This window comes from Paenibacillus sp. NPDC058367, assembly GCF_042723305.1.
Classification (GTDB): domain Bacteria; phylum Bacillota; class Bacilli; order Paenibacillales; family Paenibacillaceae; genus Paenibacillus_AQ.
In genome coordinates this window covers 139,680-159,763 of record NZ_JBHXIZ010000007.1, presented here as the reverse complement: position 1 = coordinate 159,763, position 20,084 = coordinate 139,680, and the positions used below count along the sequence as shown (strand labels likewise).

Sequence of the window (20,084 nt, the reverse complement as noted above, 5' to 3'; positions counted from 1 at the left end):
AATGTATACAAAGGCGGATATTAAGGATATTTATTTTCTGACACCTATGCAGGAGGGAATGCTCTTCCATCATTTAATGCATCCAGCTTCCAGCGTCTACCTAGAGCAATTTCATTTTAGTCTGCAAGGCGAATTTAATCCACGTATCTTTGAAAAGACGATCGCACTAATCGTTGAGAAATACGAGGCTCTACGTACCGTGTTCATTCACAAGAATGTGAAAAAAGCGGTGCAGGTCGTGCTGAAGCAGCGGGTGCAGAGTATTCGTACAGAACAGGTTATCGGGTTGGATGAGACAGCACAATCTGAATTTATAGAACAATATAAAGCATCGGACAGAAGTCAGCCGTTCGATTTAACGCTGGATGCTCCTGTCAGGTTGACGGTTATTGAGCGGAGCGACCGCCGAGTCGATGTCATATGGACGTTTCACCATATCATACTTGATGGCTGGAGTGTGGGCTTGCTACTACGCGATTTCAGACGTATGTATCGGCAGCTTAAAAGAAACAGACCGATAAGAACTCGGCAGGTGTTGCCGTTCTCTAACTATATTCAGTGGTTAGAGAAGCAGGATAAAGATTCAGCGATGGATTATTGGAACCATTATTTGTCGGGATATGAGCAGCGTGCGGGAGTTCCTGCATGGAAGCTTGATAATGTCGAAGGTGAAGCCTACTCGCTCTCAGAAGTGAACTTTACCGTAAACCGGGCGTTGACCGAGAGATTAGAGGCCTTAGCCCGAAAGAGTGGTGTTACGCTCAGTACGATGCTGCATATGATCTGGGGCATTGTACTACAGAAATATAATAATGTAGATGATGTAGTGTTTGGCTCGGTGGTCTCTGGGCGTCCACCAGAGGTGAGCGGGATTGAGCAGATGGTCGGCATGTTCATCAATTCCATTCCGGTTCGTATTCGCAGAAATGATCAGACTACTTTTGCAGAATTGCTAGAAACGGTAAGAGATCATGTAGCACTTTCTTCAGGGAATGAATTTGTAGCTTTACCTGAAATTCAGAACGCTTCGTTACTCAAGCGGGAGCTTCTGGACCATGTGCTTGTCTTTGAGAATTACCCGTTAGAAGAAGGGATTCAATTAAAAAATGAACGTGATCTTGGCTTTGTATTAAGCCAAGTGCAGGTCTTCGAACAGACCAACTATCACTTCAATGTTGTAATCGTTCCTAGTGGAGAAATCTCCATACGTTTGGGTTACAACACCAAGGTATATGATAAGGATTTTATAGAGGGCATTCAAAGACATATCGAATTAATTGCCGAAAGTCTTCTGGATCGGACGGATATGAGAATCAGCGAATTGATGCTGCTATCAGGTACAGATGCTGCTACTTCAGGATCGGCAAAGGGAACAGAGTATTCTGCTTTGGAACAGCCAGGGACCCTTACACAGTGGCTTAAGCAACAGGCTATTCAGAATCCGGATAACGTTGCACTCGTATATGGCGAAAGCAAGTTGACCTACGCTGAGCTGGATGGAAAATCGAATACGCTCGCTCGTGAGCTCAGAGAATGGGCGATAGGCCCCGGAGATATTATAGGGATTATGGCAGAGCCTTCGCTAGAGATGATCGTAGCAATCTGGGGTGTGTTAAAAGCGGGAGCTGGATATGTACCGATAGATCCTGAATTCTCGGCAGAACGGCAAGCTTATATGCTAAAAGATAGTGAAGCAAGGCTGTTAATTACACAAGAGGGCAATCTTCGGGCAGAGGAACTTCCGGTAGAAACGTTGTATCTAGATAGCAATCAAATGGAGAATGGTGCGGAGATCCAATGGCCGGATAATGATCCAACGGATACGGTGTATGTGATCTATACCAGTGGAACAACGGGAGTTCCTAAAGGAGTCGCGATTGCTCACCATAATCTTGTGAATTACTTGATCTGGTTCCAGCGTACAGCAGAGCTTCGTTCCAGTGATAAGACGGCCTTAACCTCTTCCTTTGCCTTTGACCTCGGATATACCGCTCTTTTCTCAGCAATGGTAAGTGGGTGCGAACTTCATTTACTGGATAAAGAGTTATATGCATCTCCACAGCGGCTTCTTGAATATGGTAGAGTTCATAATCTTACCTTCTTAAAAATGACACCAACACTTTACAGCACCTTGCAAAACGAAACAGAGGCTGAGGATCTGTTCTTCCCATCCTTGAGAGTGCTAGTACTTGGCGGTGAACCGATTCATGTGAGGGACGTGGAACGGACTTTCCAGCTTAGCAGTAACATTCGAGTAATGAATCATTATGGCCCTACAGAAGCTACAATCGGCAGTATTGCTCATTGGATGGAACGAGATGGATTAGAGCGATTTAGTCAGATGCCTACGATTGGCAAACCTATCGATAATACTAGAATCTACATTGTGGATAAGAACAATCATCTGATGCCGACGGGTTTAGCCGGAGAAATCTGCATTGCTGGAAATGGAGTAGGCAAAGGGTATATAAACCGTGAGGATTTGAATAGCAGTAAGTTTCTAATCCTGTCTTTATCAGGATGTGAAGAACGATTATACCGTACAGGTGACAGAGGTAGAGTGCTGCCAGATGGCTCTATTGCTTACCTAGGACGGATAGATGATCAGATAAAAATAAGAGGCTACCGAGTAGAACCCGCAGAGGTGGCATATCAGATACAGCAGCATAAGGACATCACAGATGCGGTCGTGATTGGCCGTCAGGATTCCAGCGGACAAAATTTACTCTGCGCTTATTATGTAACAGATTCAGGTCTGAAACCAGCAGAGTTGAGAGCTTTCCTGACTCAATTATTACCTGATTTTATGATCCCGACCTATTTCATGGAGCTGGCTACCTTACCTGTAACTCCTAACGGTAAAGTCAACAAGAAGGAGCTTCCCGAACCGGAAGCAGGTGCTTTCTTATACAACATCTATAAAGCTCCACGCAATAAGCTAGAGAGCAAGCTGACTTATATCTGGCAAGAGGTCTTGAATATAGAACGTGTAGGTATTCAAGATGATTTCTTCTTACTGGGAGGTCATTCGCTTAAGGCCATGGTGCTTGTATCTCGAATTCAAAAGGAGCTTAGTATCGAGGTGCCACTTAAACAACTATTCGTCACTTCCACTATAGCAGGTCTTGCGGATTGGATGGGAGGGGCGATCCAGCGAGTACAGCTACCAATCCCGGCAGCTGAGTCACGGGTGATGTATTCGGCGTCACCAATGCAGCAAAGAATTTACGCCTTAAGTCAGCTGGATGATCAATCGACCACCTATAATATGCCGAATATATGGATCGTGGATGGGGAGCTGGATCGCGTACGGTTGCAGCAGGCCATGAAAGATATTATCGGACGGCATGAAATTCTGCGGACGTCTTATCTTATGACGGAGGAAGGGCTGATGCAGCAAGTGCATCAGGAGTTCTCTTTTGAAGTCCCGGATATTACAGGAGATAGAGATTCTGTTGCTTCATTAATTGATGAGTTTATTACTCCGTTTGCCTTAGACAGGGCTCCGATGCTCAGAGCACAGACGGTTCGGGTTGAGGATGGAAGACAGCTGCTACTGATGGACATTCATCATATTGCTTCTGATGGCATCTCCACAGCGATTTTATTTCAGGAACTGATGGATCTTTATGCTGGTTATTCTATAGAAGAAGCTACTATCCAGTACAAGGATTACACTGAGTGGAGATTGAGTTCAGAAGGAGTGGAGGAGCGCGGTAAACAGGAGAAATTCTGGAAGGAACAACTTCAGGACGATCTTCCCGTCTTGAATCTGCCAAGTGATTTTCCAAGGCCAGCTATACAAAGCTTCAAAGGTGACTTTATTGATTTCACCTTGAATGGAGCGGTTGTCGATGATATTCGGCGGTTGTCTAGAGAAACGGGTGCCACTTTATTTATGGTCTTGCTGGCAGCCTATAACATTCTTTTATCAAAATACACGGGGCAAGAGGATATTATTGTCGGTTCAGTCTCCATGGGAAGGCCACATGCGGATTTGGAACGGACGATGGGCATGTTCGTGAATACGGTAGCGCACAGAAATTATCCGGAAGGTGACAAGACCGTTTTTGATTTCCTGAAAGAAATCAAGGAACGTTCGTTGGATGTATTCGAGAATCAGCATTACCCTTTCGACGAGCTGCTGGATGTGCTTCAAGTACGAAGAGAAAAAAGCAGGAATCCGATCTTTGATACCATGTTTATTCTGGAGAATATGGATGTTCCGCAGATTGAACTGGGCCATGCCAAGCTGTCTTACTATCCTTTTGATTATAAGATAGCCAAGTTTGATATGACGGTGTTTGCCGAGGAGCGTATGGATGAAATTGTTTTCCGATGGGAGTATGGAACTGATTTGTTCCACCAGGAGACGATACGGCGTTTTACAGAGCACTATTTGAATATAATACGGGAGATGACTCGGAAGACAGATGCCCCAATAAAAGAACTGCAGCTGATGAGCGAGGAAGAGAGAGCAGTCATTGTTCAGGAATTTAACGATACCTGGACGGACTATCCAAGAGATCTAACGGTTCCACAGTTATTTGAGGAGCAGGTGGCAAAGTTTCCTACACATGTTGCCCTAGTCTCTGGTGAAGAGCAAATGACATATGAGGAGCTAGATCAGTCGTCTGGAAGGTTGGCTTATCTGCTTCGAACTCAAGGTGTTGGCCCAGGTCATAGAGTGGGGCTGATGGTGGAACGTTCATTTGAAATGATCATTGGGATCTTAGGAATATTGAAAGCAGGCGGAGCCTACGTACCTATAGATCCAGAGTATTCACAAGAACGTATCGGCACCATTATTGAGGATGCACGGATTCAGGTACTTTTAACCCAAAGCTTATTAGTAACAAAAATTCATGAAACAACGAGAGAAGTTCTGCGTGAAGTGATCTGGCTCGATGGTCTGCATGCGCTTCAGGTTAACGAATCATTCATACCTTTTCCTTGTCAGATAGATTCCTCCTCTCCAGCCTATGTGATGTACACTTCAGGATCTACCGGCAAGCCGAAAGGAACGATAAGCAGTCATTCCGGCATTATTCGCATAGTAAGGAATACTAACTATATCAAAATTACTGAAGATGACGCACTGCTGCAATTGTCCAATTATGCTTTCGACGGATCTACCTTTGATATCTTCGGCGCTCTTTTAAATGGTGCTAAGCTGGTGCTAATTGACAAGGAGTCGATTTCGGATATCACGGAATGGACGAAGATGATCGAGAACGAACGCATTTCGCTACTGTTTATTACCACCGCATTATTCAACACCGTCGTGGATGTGAACGTTGAAGCTTTGTCTCAGGTAAGGAAAGTCCTCTTCGGAGGGGAACGCGTTTCTGTGAATCATGTTCGTAAAGCACTCGATACCTTTGGTGATGATAAGCTGATTCATGTTTATGGTCCAACGGAAAGCACGGTGTTCGCTACTTACCAGGAAGTAAAGGCTCTTTCAAATTCGGGGACCCTTCCGATCGGCAGACCGGTCTCCAATACCCAAGTGTTCATTGTGGATCGTTACCATCAATTGCAGCCTATAGGTGCGCTCGGGGAAATTATGATTTCCGGTGATGGCTTATCGCTCGGCTATCTGAATCAACCGGAGATGACCGCAGATAAATTTGTAGAGCATGCATATCTGGAAGGCTGCACGATGTATAAGACGGGGGATTTGGGCCGCTGGCTTCCGGACGGATCGATAGAGTTCCACGGCAGAATAGATCAACAGGTAAAGATTCGTGGATTTCGTATAGAGCCAGGGGAAATAGAGGCAGTGCTGCTACAGTTGGCTGGAGTGCAAGAGGGGGTAGTGCTCGCCAAGGACAACGGTATAGGAAACAAGCAATTATGCGCGTATCTGGTTACTGACGAATTGCTTAAGCCGACGGATATCCGCCATTACTTAAGTCAAAGATTGCCGGAATATATGATTCCAGCCCATTTCATCTTTATGGATGCACTGCCTTTAACCTCAAATGGCAAGGTGAATACTCGGGCTCTGCCTGAGCCAATGTACGGATTATTAGAAGCGGGCGATCAACTCTTTGAAGGACCAGCGAATACACAAGAAGAGCTGCTACTGCAACTCTGGAAGGAAGTACTGGGTGTTCAGAGTATCGGTGTGCATGATGATTTCTTCAGGCTTGGCGGACATTCGCTGAAGGCGATGGTCCTTTTAGCCAAAATACAGCAGCGATTTCAGCTTCATTTGCCACTTTCAAAATTATTTTCAGGTCCGACGGTTAGACAATTATCAGAGAATATGAACCTGGCGCAGCCTAACTTAGAACGGGTTGTTCCAGTGGCAGAGTTTCAGGTGTTGTACCCGGCATCTTCTGCACAGCAGCGGATCTACGCTTCATCCATGAGAGAACCGGATAGTATCGGCTACAATATCCCCTTTGCGGTATACCTGGATGGGGAGCTAGACCTTGCAAGACTGGGAGAAAGTCTTCAGGAGTTAACGAATCGTCATGAAGCTTTACGTACTGTATTTGAAGAGGTAGAGGGGACGGTGGCTCAACGGATTCTGCCAGAGCAGAAGATTCCACTTGAACATTACCAAGGGACAGAAGAGCAATCAGAGGAGATGATTGGAAGCTTTATTCGTCCCTTTGAGCTTACCAAAGGACCTTTGGTACGTTGCGGAATCGGAACACTGTCTACCGGAAGGTATCTGCTCATGCTCGATATGCATCACAGCATAAGCGATGGCAGCTCAATAGCGATTCTTTTTAAAGAGTGGATGCAGCTCTATCGTGGGGAATTACTACCACCAGTGTGGCGCCAGTATAAGGATTATGCAGTCTGGCAGCAGCAGTTCATCCGCTCTGAAAGTATGAAGGCTCAAGAGAACTACTGGATAGAGCAACTTCAGGGTGATATTCCGGTGTTGAACTTGCCAGTGGATTTTCCGAGACCAGCTGTTCGTTCCTTTGAAGGTGCCAGCTTGACGGCCACATTGAATGAGGAATTGTTCGGAAGGATCGGAGCACTCAGTCGAGAGACAGGTACGACATCCTATATGGTCTTAATGGCCGCTTTTCAAATCATGTTAGCCAAGATTACTGGAGAACAAGATCTACTTGTAGGGACCGTGGCAGCGGGAAGAACAGAGGGTGATATCCACGATACGGTAGGGATGTTCGCTCAAACCTTGGTCATTCGAGGAAATCCAGCTTTCGATAAAACAGGAAAGCAATTTCTACAAGAGATCAAAATGACTACACTGAATGCTTTTGAAAATCAGGACTATCCTTTCGATCATTTAGTTCATGCACTCGATGTAAAGCCTGATGCTAGCCGTAATCCACTATTTGACGCCATGTTCATCTATGAGAATACCGAGACAGGCCGACTTCAGTTTGGAGATACCGTATGCACACCTATTCAGAACAGTGCTGGTAGTGCCAAGACGGATCTTACACTAGTGGCTGTGGAAGAGGTAGCTGGCGGGATCTCACTGAAATGGGATTATAGTCGCCAACTATTCAAGCTAGAGACGGTAAAAAGACTTAGTCGTTACTTTACTGAGATGTTGAGCCAGTTGTGTAGCTGTCCTCATGCCAGTATCTCCATGCTTGAGATGGTGAATGGAGCTGAAAAAGAGGCGCTCTTGTTCGGCTACAACAACACTGCGGTTGAATACGAGGAAAATAATACTTTGCTCCTGTTGTTTGAAGAGCAGGCAGTATCGAACCCCGAGCAGATCGCATTAGTCCATGGCGACTCACAGATCACCTACGGAGCGCTAAACGAGCGTGCAGAGCAAATGGCAAGAGGGTTTGTCAGCTTGGGTATTCAACCTTCAGCTACGGTTGCTGTGATGCTGGATCGTTCGATCGAGATGGTTATCGGAATTCTAGCGATATGGAAAGCTGGAGGGGCTTATGTACCTCTTGATCCTGATTACCCGCAGGAAAGAATCTCTTTCATGCTGGAGGATTGCGGAGCCAAGTGGCTGCTAACTAATGAACAAGGAAGCAAGAAGATTAGTTTCTCAGGTACGGTGATTAATTTTGAAAATCCGGTGGAGCATCAGGACGAGGGAACATTGCCTTTGAAGAAATCACCAGATGACCTAGCTTATGTCATCTACACTTCGGGTACGACGGGAAGACCAAAAGGAGTGGCCGTTACTCAGCGGAGTATAGCCAATACGCTGCAATGGCGCCGTGAGGCTTATGCACTCGGGATCTCGGACACTGTGCTTCAGTTATTTTCTTTCTCATTCGATGGCTTCTTGACGAGTCTATTCACTCCACTTATCTCGGGAAGTCGAGTGGTTCTACTGTCTGATAGTGATGCTAAGGATCCGTTTGTTATCGCGGACAGTATTTCTGATTACCATGTAACTCATTTTATAGCAGTGCCTAGCCTGTATCTGGCTCTTCTCGAATGCTGTGAAGCGGAGCGTCTGCATTCGCTAAATCAAGTGACATTGGCGGGTGAACAGATTACGAAACACGTGATTGAAGAGAGCAAACGGCTGCTCCCACACACAGAGTTGATGAATGAATACGGACCTACGGAGAATAGCGTGGCAACAACCTTCTTTAGAAATTTGCAGCCGGATAGACCTGTATATATTGGTAAGCCGATTGCAAACACGGAGATCTACGTACTTGGCAAGGATCATCTTCTGATGCCAGCAGGTATGGAAGGGGAGCTATGTATTTCAGGTACAGGCTTGGCTGTCGGTTACTTGAATCGACCGGAGCTGAACGCAGAGAAGTTCATTTCCAATCCTTATTTTCCTGAAAAACGCATGTATAAGACAGGGGATTTGGTGAAGTGGCTGCCAGACGGAAACCTTTGCTACATCGGAAGAATAGATCGTCAAATCAAAATTCGCGGCTACCGGATTGAGACCGATGAAATTGAGAACGAGCTGCTCCGTCATGAAGAGGTAACCCAAGCGCTTGTTATCGGCAGAAAGGATGATGAAGGCAAGTTATACTTGTGTGCTTATATTATCGGCGAGGGAAAGGTAGAAGAACGAGAATTGCGGAAGCATCTATCCTATCGTCTTCCAGATTACATGCTTCCAGCCGCTTTTATTCATCTGGAGCAGTTCCCACTGACGTCTAATGGGAAAACGGATATTGCAGCATTGCCTGCCCCTAAGTTCACCTCCAAGCGAGGAAATGAGGATACAACTTTCCAGAATGAGTGTGAACGCAGTCTGGCAGAGGTATGGAATAAGGTTCTAGGGAAGACGGGGGTGAATGCCTCGGATAATTTCTTCGAACTCGGGGGCGATTCGATCCGGGCGATCTCGCTGGTGTCCGAAATTCATAAGCAAATGGGCATTAAGGTGGCTATTGCTGAATTGTTCCATTATCCAACCATCCGGGAGCTTGCAAGCTTACTTGAAAAAGAGCAGCGGGAGACCTTGGCAAGAGTTGTAGTATCACTGGAAGCTAGCGGATTGTACCCTGCTTCCTCAGCGCAAAAACGGATGTTTGTACTGAACCAGATGCAGGAGAGCAGCACGGTCTATAACATGCCTGTAGCGCTTATGCTTGACGGCGTTCTGGATCGTACCCGGTTAGAACAGGCCTTGGAGCAGTTGATTGCAAGGCATGAGCCGTTAAGAACCTCCTTTCATCTGAATCAAGGCAAGATTGTACAGCAGGTTCATTCCGAAGTTCCATTTCGCATGGGGTATCGAAAAATCCCTGAGGTTAGTCTGGAAAAAGCACTGAAATCGTATAGTAGATTCTTTGATGTGACTCGTGCTCCTTTATTCCGAGCCGTTCTGCTTAACATTCATGAGCAGAGAAATGTATTGTTCCTAGACATGCACCATATTGTTTCAGACGGAACCTCAATATCTGTTCTGCTTCGCGACTTAACTGCACTATACAACGGAACAGGCCTTTCGAAGCTGGAAGTGCAGTATAAGGATTTCTCTGTATGGCAGGAGAACTTTCTACAGTCCGAGATGTACAGTGAACAAAAGAGCTATTGGATGAAGATGTTTTCAGGTGTTCTTCCCTCTAAAGATCTTCCGACCGACTACCCTCGCTCTGTAACTAGAACGTATGAAGGCAGGGACGTCTGCTTTGAAGCAGAGCCTGAATTGAGGGAAGCCCTGAAGAAGCTTTCCATAACGGAAGGAACTACCCTGAACAATGTGCTGGCTGCTTGTTATCATATTTGGTTGTCCAAGTATGTGGATAGCGAGGATGTTATTGTCGGTTGTGGCGTATCTGGTAGAAGTCATGGCGATTTAAGCTCCATGGTGGGCATGTTGGTGAATACAGCTGCTATTCGCAGCCGTCCGCAAGGGAAGAAGACCTTCAGAACCTTCCTTAGAGAGTTGAAGGAGGAGACGTTGTCTGCATTTAACCATCTGGATTTCCCTTTCGAGCATATGATCAGTGATCTGAAGCTTGCACGAGAAGCATCCCGAAATCCATTGTTTGATACCTTATTCGAGCTCCAGAGCTTGGCGGATCCAGGAGCAGATCCGGTGATGAATGGGCTTGCTGTTCAAAGGCTGGATATACGTTCAGGGTTAACCAAGTTTGACCTGGCACTGTTCGCCGGGGAAAGAAGTGATCAATTGTACTTTAGCTTCAATTATAGAACTTCGCTTTTCCGCGAAGAGACCGTAGTCAATATGGCCAACCAATATATGCGGGTTCTTCGAACCATGGCAGAGGCTCCTGATTGTTATATTCAGGAAGTGGATATCCACTCTCCGGCTGAAGAGATATACTCCTAATTTATTGTAGAAGGAGGTCAGTAAGGAATGAATGATATTCAAAAGGAGGAGAAGAGATGGCAGTAAATAAACGGGTCATGAGCGGCTTTCCGGAGCAAGAGCATGATCGGAAGTTATGGGATCTTAGCGATGATTCAGAGAAGCAGCAGTCTAAGGGGGAGCTAATCTGGAGTGGATTTCCTGAGGAACATGAACAGAGAAATCTATTTTCTGAAGAAGTCTATCAATTTCAGCAGTGCAGAATACCCTTACCCTCTGCTCTAGCTGAAAGAGTAATGGAGGTGGTATCTAACTCCTCCAGCGGAAAAGTTTCTCTACTGTTAAGAGCCGTGCAATATATGCTCTTCAAATATTGCGGTAATCAACTGATTACAACCGGGGTGCTAACGAAAAGTGCAACTGGTTCGAAGGTGGAGAGAAGGGTATATCCTGTGCTGACTTCTATCGATCCTGGTTCTTCTTTGATGGAACAGCTTGTAGAATCGGGCATCATGGAATCTTTCACCGAGGATTCCATCAAGAGATCATCTTTGAAGCCTAAAAAAAGCTTGGAGCCCCTTAAGGTAGAACGGGGAGAGTCACCTTGGAAAACGCTAGTGCTTACAGAAGCACTCGAAAGTGCAGAAGAAGCGGAAATTATTGGTGCGGAAATGGCTTTTGCTCTGGTAGAGCGAAATGAAGCAATGATTCTGGAGGTAGTATACAACGGCCTGTTGTTCTCAGCGGAGAAGGTTTCTACCCTCTCGGGCCAATTGCTTCATTGGTTAATGGAAGCCCTGAGCCATCCCAATCAACCGTTAATGCAGCTTGATATTGTTCCTCCTGAGGAGAAGAACAGATTGCTTTATGAATTCAACCCTATCGCTACTCTTTATCCGCAGACCCAAACCGTGGTTAAGCTGTTTGAATCGAAAGTACTGGAGATGCCGGATGAAGCGGCGGTCACATCCGGCAATCAGCAATTTACTTACCAGAAACTTAATGCAGCTGCCAATCGAATTGCTCACCAGTTGCAAGCACAAGGCATAGGTTCGGGCTCCATTGTAGGCATTATGGCTCAGCCCTCACTGGAGATGTTCAGTGGCATACTTGGCATTTTAAAGTCAGGAGCTGCTTATCTGCCGATTGATCCCGAATATCCGCTGGACCGTATTCAGTACATGCTGAATGACAGTAAAGCAGAGGCGATGCTATACCAGACAGAACTGGAACTGCCCAAACATTACGGAGGAAGATTACTTGATCTGAAGGTTTTGGGGGAAGGGGACGAGGAAGAGAGCTTAGGTAATCCAAACGTGCCATATACTCCTGAAGATCTGGCTTATGTTATTTATACATCAGGATCAACAGGAGCACCCAAAGGTGTCATGATTGAGCATCGAGCTTTACTCAACCTATGCTTCTGGCATCTGGATCAATTCGAGGTAACGGCTACTGATCGTGCAACAAAATATGCTGGGTTCGGATTTGATGCATCAGTATGGGAGATATTTCCTTACTTGCTGGCTGGTGCTTCCATCCACATTGTTCCTGCGGAAGCTAAGCTTGATATGGTGATGCTTAATCACTTTTTTGAAGAGAAGGGGATATCCATTAGCTTTCTGCCCACTTCCATCTGTGAAAGATTCATTAGGCTGCCAAATCATAGTCCATCACTTCGGATCCTGCTTACAGGTGGTGATCGGCTGAAGCAGACGCGAAATACACCTTATAAGCTGGTGAATAACTACGGCCCCACAGAGAATACCGTTGTCGCTACCAGCTATACCATTTACGATTCCCGCTTAGCCAATCATATAGGACGCCCAATTCATAACACGCGGATTTATATTGTTGATGAGTATGGAGCATTACAACCAGAGGGAGTGATTGGGGAAATGTGTATCGCAGGGGATAGTCTCGCACGAGGCTACCTGCATAATGAAGCATTAACTGCAGCTAAGTTTGTTAGCAATCCCTTCGAGCCGGGAGAGAGAATGTACCGTTCAGGTGATTACGCCAGATGGCTTTCCGACGGAAACATAGAATTCATCGGAAGAATGGATGACCAGGTCAAGATTCGAGGGGTTCGTATTGAACTCGAGGAAATCGAAAATCGATTGTCTCAATATCCAGAAGTAGAGGGCTGTGTAATCACAACCCGTGAGAATGAGGAATCTGGTAAATACCTTGTTGCTTATTATGAGGCCAGACAGGAGATTCCGGTTTCGCAGCTTCGATTGTTCCTCTCAGAGACCTTACCCGAGGCATGGATGCCTTCGACTTATATGTATTTGAAGCAGCTACCGATCACCCCGAATGGGAAAATCGACAGACGCGCTTTACCGGAGCCTAGTGTAGCACGACCTATGCTGGAGGTTCTATATTCCTCATCCAAGACGGAGACTGAACAGATGCTTTCTCGGATTTGGGGGGAGCTGCTAGAGGTCGAGCAGATTGGTCTCGATGATAACTTCTTTGATCTAGGCGGGAATTCTCTGCTTTTAGTATCAGTTCATGCCAGATTAGAGGAGGAGGCTCCGGGAAAAGTAAAAGTCGTTGATTTGTTTGATTATCCGTCCATATCCAAGCTTGCGTGCTTTATAGATGAGAGTTCACAGCCAGCGGTGATCGAACCCGTTCATACAGAAGTAATGCTTAGAGCGGATTGCTTGCGAAGCCTCGAGGAAGAGGAAGGGGATGGAAACATTCGATTCCGTCTAGAGGGATGGAGAGCGGAGCAACTGCGTGATTGGGAGGAAGGGTCTACCTTTGATCTACCTAGCTTGTTCTTAGCTGCATTCTTCTATCAGATATTTGAAATGAGTGTGCAAGAAGAAATTGTGGTCCAGGTCCTTTCAGAGGATCTGCAATGGATTGTGCCGGTTACAACAGATTTCGATGACATTTATCAATTTAATGAGCTTCTTGAACAGGTATCTACAACTATTTCAGGACTGAAAGGCTCAGATGGCTATCCGGTCTATCAAGCTATTGATTGGCTGGAAACGGATCGCTTGAAGAACAGCAAATCGATCGTGCCATACTTCTCTTATAACGAATATGAGGAGAATATGAGTCTTCACCAGGCTGATTTATATGTGCAAATTGTTGAGGATTTAGAGGGCTATGAATGTATCTGTGATTATCGTACAGATCTGTGGAAAGAAGCTAAGGTTTTTGAATTTTTGGAGAAGTACGCGGACAGCGTTGTCAAAATGCTTGAGGTCCAAATATAGAAGAGGAGTGATTGTACATGGGCAAAATCGCATTTTTATTTGCAGGTCAAGGCTCTCAATATGCTGGAATGGGTAAAAATTGGGTGCCGTTATATCCCGAAGCTCAAGAAGTATATGAAGAGGCAAACGAAGCTGCTGGATTCGATCTAGCTAAGCTGACTTTCGAAGGCAGTATAGAGGAACTAACCCGTACGGAGAATACGCAGCCTGTTTTAGTGGCCATGAGTGTTGCCGCTTATCGCGTGTATATGAATAGAATCGGCGCCCAGGCGGATCTGATGGCTGGACATAGTCTTGGAGAAATTTCCGCATTAGCTTGCGCCGGTGCGATATCCCTGACGGATGCCATCCGAATTGCCCGTAAAAGAGGGCTGCTAATGCAAGCCGCAGCAGCCGATGGAGCAGGAGCCATGGCTGCGATCAGCGGAGTGGATCAAGCAGAGATTGAAAAACAATGTTCGTTGGCATCGCGGGATGGATACTCAGTTGCTATATCCAATATTAACGCTCCTTCACAAATTGTGATTTCAGGTAATAAAGAAGCAGTCCAATCGGCGATTGAAGCTTTAAAGAGTATTGGAGGACGCGCAGTTCTTTTAAAAGTGGGGGGACCCTTTCACAGTTCATTGATGGCACCAGCAGCAGAAAGTTTCTCCGAGGAGCTGTTGAAATACAGCTTTAAGAAAGGGCCGTTTGGAACTCCAGTCCTCTCGAATATCTCTGGTCGTCCTTATGAAGGTGGAGAACAAATTGTTGCCAATTTAGTGAAACAGATAGTCGCTCCGGTTCAGTGGGTTGCCAGTATGAAATATTTGGCTGAACAAGGGGTCACCACAGCGATTGAGTTTGGGCCAGGCGCCGTACTCACTAATCTTATGAGCAGAACAGCGCCTGAAATACAAACCCTCTCTTTTGATAAGTCGCCATCCCTTGAAGTAATCAAGGAGACCATTGAGCAGGTTCAAACCGTTCCAACATCAGGTTCTCGGCCAGCTTTATCACTGCTAGCTCGAAGCCTAGGGATTGCTGTCAGTACTAGAAACCGCAATTGGGATCAAGTAGCCTACAAAAAGGGAGTATCTGAACCCTACAAACAAATTCAACAACTGCAAGAGAAACTTGAGCAGGAAGGAAGAGAACCTAGTTTAAGTGAAATGAAAGAAGCTGTGCTTATGCTGGAAAGCGTGTTTAAGACCAAGGGCACACCGCCAGAAGAGGCAGTGGAAAGATTCGAGCAGCTGTTCGCAGAGACGGGTACCGGCCATTTATTTCAGGATTATAAAGTAATGGTATGAGCGTAGGCTGATCACGGGACTAGATGGAGGTGAAGGGCATGGCCAACAATGATTTTAAGTTTGAAAGCGGAAGGCGGAAGAGAGATACGGAAGCTTCCAGACCCGGAACAAATAGAACGGATCAGGGATCCAGACGGGATATTGCAGTGATCGGGCTCTCCTGCCAATTCGGGAGCTCTAAGAATCGCTATGAATACTGGGATGCTTTAAGCACCGGAAAAGACCAGATTGGACCTTATCCACAGGAACGAAGAGCCGATGCTGAAAACTATCTTAGACATTTTATGAATGCTGATGACGCAAAGAAATTAAACTTTTCTGAAAAAGCATATTTGGAGGAAATTGATAAGTTTGACTATCAGCTATTCGCTATTTCTCCTACAGAGGCAAGTTTGATGGACCCGAATCAGCGACTGTTTCTAGAGGCAGTGTGGGGGGCCATTGAAGATGCCGGATACGGAGGTAAGAAACTGGTAGGCAGTAAAACCGGGATTTATGTTGGATACTGCAATATTTCATTGGAAGAATACTTACGCTTTATAGAAATGGCGGATCCTTCTCTATTCAACATTTCCATCCCGGGAAATATTAAGTCCATTATCGCGAGCAGAATCAATTACTTATTCGATCTTAAGGGTCCGAGCATGTTGATTGACACCGCTTGTTCTTCGTCCTTAACAGCGGTTCACATTGCATGCCAAGCTATACGTAACGGAGACTGCGATTTGGCTGTAGCAGGTGGGGTGAAGCTGAACCTGATTCCGGGAGTGAAGAGTGAGAACGAAGATATTGGTATCAGCGCTTCAGATGGCAGAACCCGAACTTTTGACGACAGCTCGGATGGTACGGGAGGCGGCGAGGGTGTGGGAGCCATACTTCTGAAACCTCTGCATCAAGCCATGCTCGATGGCGACGATATCTATGCGGTCATTAAAGGCAGCGCTATTAATCAGGATGGCAGCTCGGTGGGGATTACGGCCCCTAATTCTGCCGCACAGGAAGCTGTGATTCTTAAGGCGTGGGAGGATGCCAGAGTTAATCCTAACACCATTACTTATATCGAAGCACATGGAACAGGCACGAAGCTGGGCGATCCGGTAGAAATGAATGGATTGGAGCGTGCCTTTCGCAAACATACGGATAAGAAGCAATTTTGTGCAATAGGCTCCGTGAAGACGAATATTGGACATTTAGACGGTGCGGCAGGCATGGCGGGCATGATTAAGGCTATTCTTTCACTTCATTATAAAAAGCTTCCTCCTAGCCTGCATTTCAAACGCCCGAACCGGAGCATACCCTTTATCGATTCCCCCCTTTACATTAATGACCGCCTAATGGAATGGGAGTATGAAAAGGGGCCACGGAGATGTGGAGTCAGCTCTTTCGGCTTAAGTGGCACGAACAGTCATGTCATTCTGGAGGAGGCACCTCCTGTAATTCATAAATCTTGCGCATCTGGGGAGCGATTGTTGACGCTGTCGGCGAAGAGTAAGGAAGCTCTCAAAGCTTTAGTTGGACATTACGGTGAGCACTTGCTGGCCGAACCGGAAGTTGCACTGGAAAGTCTATGCTATACAGCAAATACAGGAAGAGGACATTACAATTACCGTTTAGCGCTGCTTTTGTCGGATAAGGAGGAACTTCGGGATCTTTTACAAATTCTGCTGAATCAAGATCCAGAGAACGTTAATTCCCCCAGAATTTATTACGGAGAGAGCAAACTGATCTCCCAACTGAAAGAGAGCAGAGAGCAGGGCGAAATCACTAAGGAAGATAAACACCGCCTGACTTGTGAGGCTGAGGAATGGATCATCCGCTTAAAACAACATGCAGATACGGCTTCTCTTGCCGCATTGGCTAAGGTATACACGAGAGGTGCTGAAGTGGAATGGGAGCATCTGTATGAGGGGCAAGAAATTCACAAGACGAGAGCTCCTTTATACCCATTCACTAGAAAAAGATGCTGGATAGAAAGTAAAGGTCACCATGAGCGCAGACCTGCTTCTGAGAAAACCATTGGTCATCCTCTATTGGACAGATGCTTAGCTAAGTCGATAGATACTCAAATTTACTCCACGATATTTAGTATCGAAAGACATTGGGAGCTTCGCGAGCATGTGCTTGGAGGGCATTCTATCCTTCCTGGAACATCTTATATTGAAATGGCCCGTGAGGTAGGTAGTCAGTATTATGGAAGCCAGAATATCGAGCTGAGAAATGTCCTCTTTACACTACCTTTAGTCGTGGATCAGGACGAAGAGAAAGAGGTTCAGACCAGTATTCGGATGTTCGCTGACCATCTGGAATTCACGATTGTGAGCAAAGCGCGACCGGAATCGGAGTGGGTGAAGCATGCCGAGGGATTTATTTATCCATTAGCTAGCGTGAAACCTAAGATGCTGGATATCAGCGAGATTCAGCAGCGTAGTCTCCACCAATTGATCATCGATGATGAGGCGCTGGCAGGAGCACTTGTGCACACTGGTCCTAGATGGAGAAATATTCGCAAGCTTTATATTGGTGATGATGAGGTACTTGCGAAGCTAGAAATATCTGAGGCTTATGTGGATGAGATGAAGAAATATTATTTATACCCATCCTTGCTGGATGGTGCGGTTAACGCTGCTAATGGTACTGCGGGAGAGGGGCTGTACTTACCACTTCACTACGAAAAAGCCAGATTCGCAAAAGCAATCCCTGGTCGATTCTATAGTTATCTTAGGAGAAAAAGCATGTCCAAGGCCAGCGACGAAGTAGCAGCCTTTGATATTTCTCTGGTGGATCTAGATGGCGAAGTCTTCGGCGAGATTGAAAACTATACGATTAAGAAGTTGCATGAGTTCGAGACGAAGCTGCAAGAGATCTCAGGAAAGCAGAGTAAATATCATGAGATTTGCTGGATACCCAAACCGAGAGATGCTCAGCTGACCGAAACTCAGACTCAACCAAAGCGAATGATCATGTTGGCGAATGAAAGCTCTATTTGTCAGAAGATGTCTAGGTATTTAGAATCCTCCGGGGTAGAGGTTACGCAAGTCCTTCTCGGAACAGTGTTTCAGCAGATTGATGGGAGAACATTTATACTGCCTAACACGCTGGAAGGATTTGCACAATTGCTTCAGGCTACCAAACATCTATCAGCGGACAAAATCATTCACGCTTGGGGTTTATCGGAAGACGAGAGCCCGGCAAATGTGGAGCAAGTGAATGAACAAATACAACTGGGCGTAATTAGCCTCTTTCACTTATCTAAAGCTTTAGCGGGTACAAAGAGGGGAAGAGAGATGGAGCTTATTGTTATGGCTACTGAAGCTTTTGAAGTGAACGGTGAGGAACAAAAAATCCATCCTCATCATGCCTCACTCTTTGGGCTAGCTAAAGTAATCAGCCATGAAAATACCAAAATTCCAGTTCGCTGCGTAGAGCTCGATGGAGATGAGTCTGTATCCGCAGCCAGTGCAGAGATACTTATGCCTAAGCAGGAATTCACTTCGTCTTATCGAAATGGCGTTCGTTATGTAGAGCAGTTCACTGAACTTCAACTTCAACGGGAACTTGAGAATGGATTGAAGATCCGACCGGGTGGAGTATATGTAATCACGGGTGGAACAGGAGGTATTGGGCTTGAGATAGGTAAATATCTTGCTTCCTTCGGAGATATAACCATTATTCTCTTAAGCCGAACCACTTATCCAGCGAAAGGGCATCAACCGGAACTGGCGAAACAGAAATTGCAGGCTGGATATCATCGGCTGCTAGACGCAGTGAGAGAGATGGAGAGCTGCGGAGCTACAGTGGAATGGATGTCAGTAGATATTACGGAAGAGCACCAGCTTGAGCCTGCGCTTGAACATATCCGCGCGAAGTATGGAACGCTGAGCGGCATGATCCATTGTGCAGGTGTAGCTGGGGAGGGTTACATCATCCGCAAAGAAGTGGAAGAAATGGTGAGAGTGCTTAAGCCCAAGGTACAAGGGACGTGGCTGCTCGACAAGCTTACGGAGAAAGATCCATTGGATTTCTTTATTCTCTGCTCATCCTTGACCTCGGTCTTTGGCGCACCTGGACAGAGTGATTATACCGCCGCGAATGCTTATCAGGATGCGTACTCATTTTTCAGAAATAAGCAAGGTAGAAAGACCCTCACCATTAATTGGGCAGGCTGGAATGAAACCGGAATGGCTCTGGACTACGGTGTCAGCGAGAAGGCGGGCATGTTCAAACCCTTAACTTCTGCAGAAGGGATTCTGGCCTTAACAACTATCGGCAGCTTAGAGCATCGACAGGTGCTTGTAGGTGAAGTGAATGATTCGATTTTTGCTGAATCGATTCCATTTCTTCCGGTCAGCTTATCGCCTGCGCTGAATGCTAAATATAAACGAAGTCATACGAGCATTAATAATTTAGAGCAAGTTAATAACCTGGATGCTGCGATTACGATCAAAGGGAAGGATCGAGAGGCATTAACTCCAACTGAGCTTCGCATCGCAGGCATTTGGGCGAAGGTTCTTGGCATGAGTGAAATCGACATCTATGACAAGTTCTTTGAGATTGGTGGGGATTCTCTTCTGGCTTCACATCTGCTGAAGGAAGTAGAGAAGGTATATCCCGGTGTTATCGACATTACGGATGTATTCATTTATTCAACCATTCTAGAAATGGCAGGCTTTATTGAAAGCAAGACCGTTCCTGCAGTTATCGAAGGCGTGAATGTAAACAGTAGCTTTGAGGATAACATTGATTTCATATTGGAGCGGCTCGCGTCTGGTAAGCTTGCTGCGGATCAAGCGGAGGCCTATATACAGGACTAATATTGTGAGGAGATGGGAA

Annotated in this window: 4 protein-coding genes; all 4 read left to right on the top strand. The window is 45.9% G+C overall.

Annotated elements, in window-relative coordinates:
- The first annotated feature begins 1 nt into the window (after position 1).
- Genes ACFWMP_RS27600 through ACFWMP_RS27585 form a run of 4 tightly spaced genes read left to right on the top strand, consistent with a single transcriptional unit; the run spans position 2 to position 20,065 of the window.
- Positions 2–10,741 carry a non-ribosomal peptide synthetase gene (locus ACFWMP_RS27600; RefSeq protein ID WP_379425425.1) on the top strand — a complete coding sequence of 3,580 codons (10,740 nt, stop codon included), beginning with the start codon at positions 2–4 and terminating at the stop codon, positions 10,739–10,741.
- Positions 10,742–10,797: 56 nt separating this feature from the next.
- Positions 10,798–13,959, top strand: a complete 3,162-nt coding sequence (locus ACFWMP_RS27595) for an amino acid adenylation domain-containing protein (protein ID WP_379425422.1) — start codon at positions 10,798–10,800, stop codon at positions 13,957–13,959.
- Between the two features lie 17 nt (positions 13,960–13,976).
- On the top strand, positions 13,977–15,254 hold the full coding sequence (fabD, locus tag ACFWMP_RS27590; protein ID WP_379425420.1) for an ACP S-malonyltransferase: 1,278 nt from the start codon (positions 13,977–13,979) through the stop codon (positions 15,252–15,254).
- Positions 15,255–15,292: 38 nt separating this feature from the next.
- The gene (locus ACFWMP_RS27585; protein ID WP_379425417.1) at positions 15,293–20,065 is read left to right on the top strand and encodes a type I polyketide synthase; all 4,773 of its coding nucleotides are present in this window, start codon (positions 15,293–15,295) and stop codon (positions 20,063–20,065) included.
- The last annotated feature ends 19 nt before the right edge of the window (positions 20,066–20,084 follow it).

Coding starts and splice junctions, on each gene's coding strand:
- ACFWMP_RS27600 (WP_379425425.1), top strand. CDS start 2: ATGTATACAAAGGCGGATATTAAGGATATTTATTTTCTGACACCTATG.
- ACFWMP_RS27595 (WP_379425422.1), top strand. CDS start 10,798: ATGGCAGTAAATAAACGGGTCATGAGCGGCTTTCCGGAGCAAGAGCAT.
- fabD (WP_379425420.1), top strand. CDS start 13,977: ATGGGCAAAATCGCATTTTTATTTGCAGGTCAAGGCTCTCAATATGCT.
- ACFWMP_RS27585 (WP_379425417.1), top strand. CDS start 15,293: ATGGCCAACAATGATTTTAAGTTTGAAAGCGGAAGGCGGAAGAGAGAT.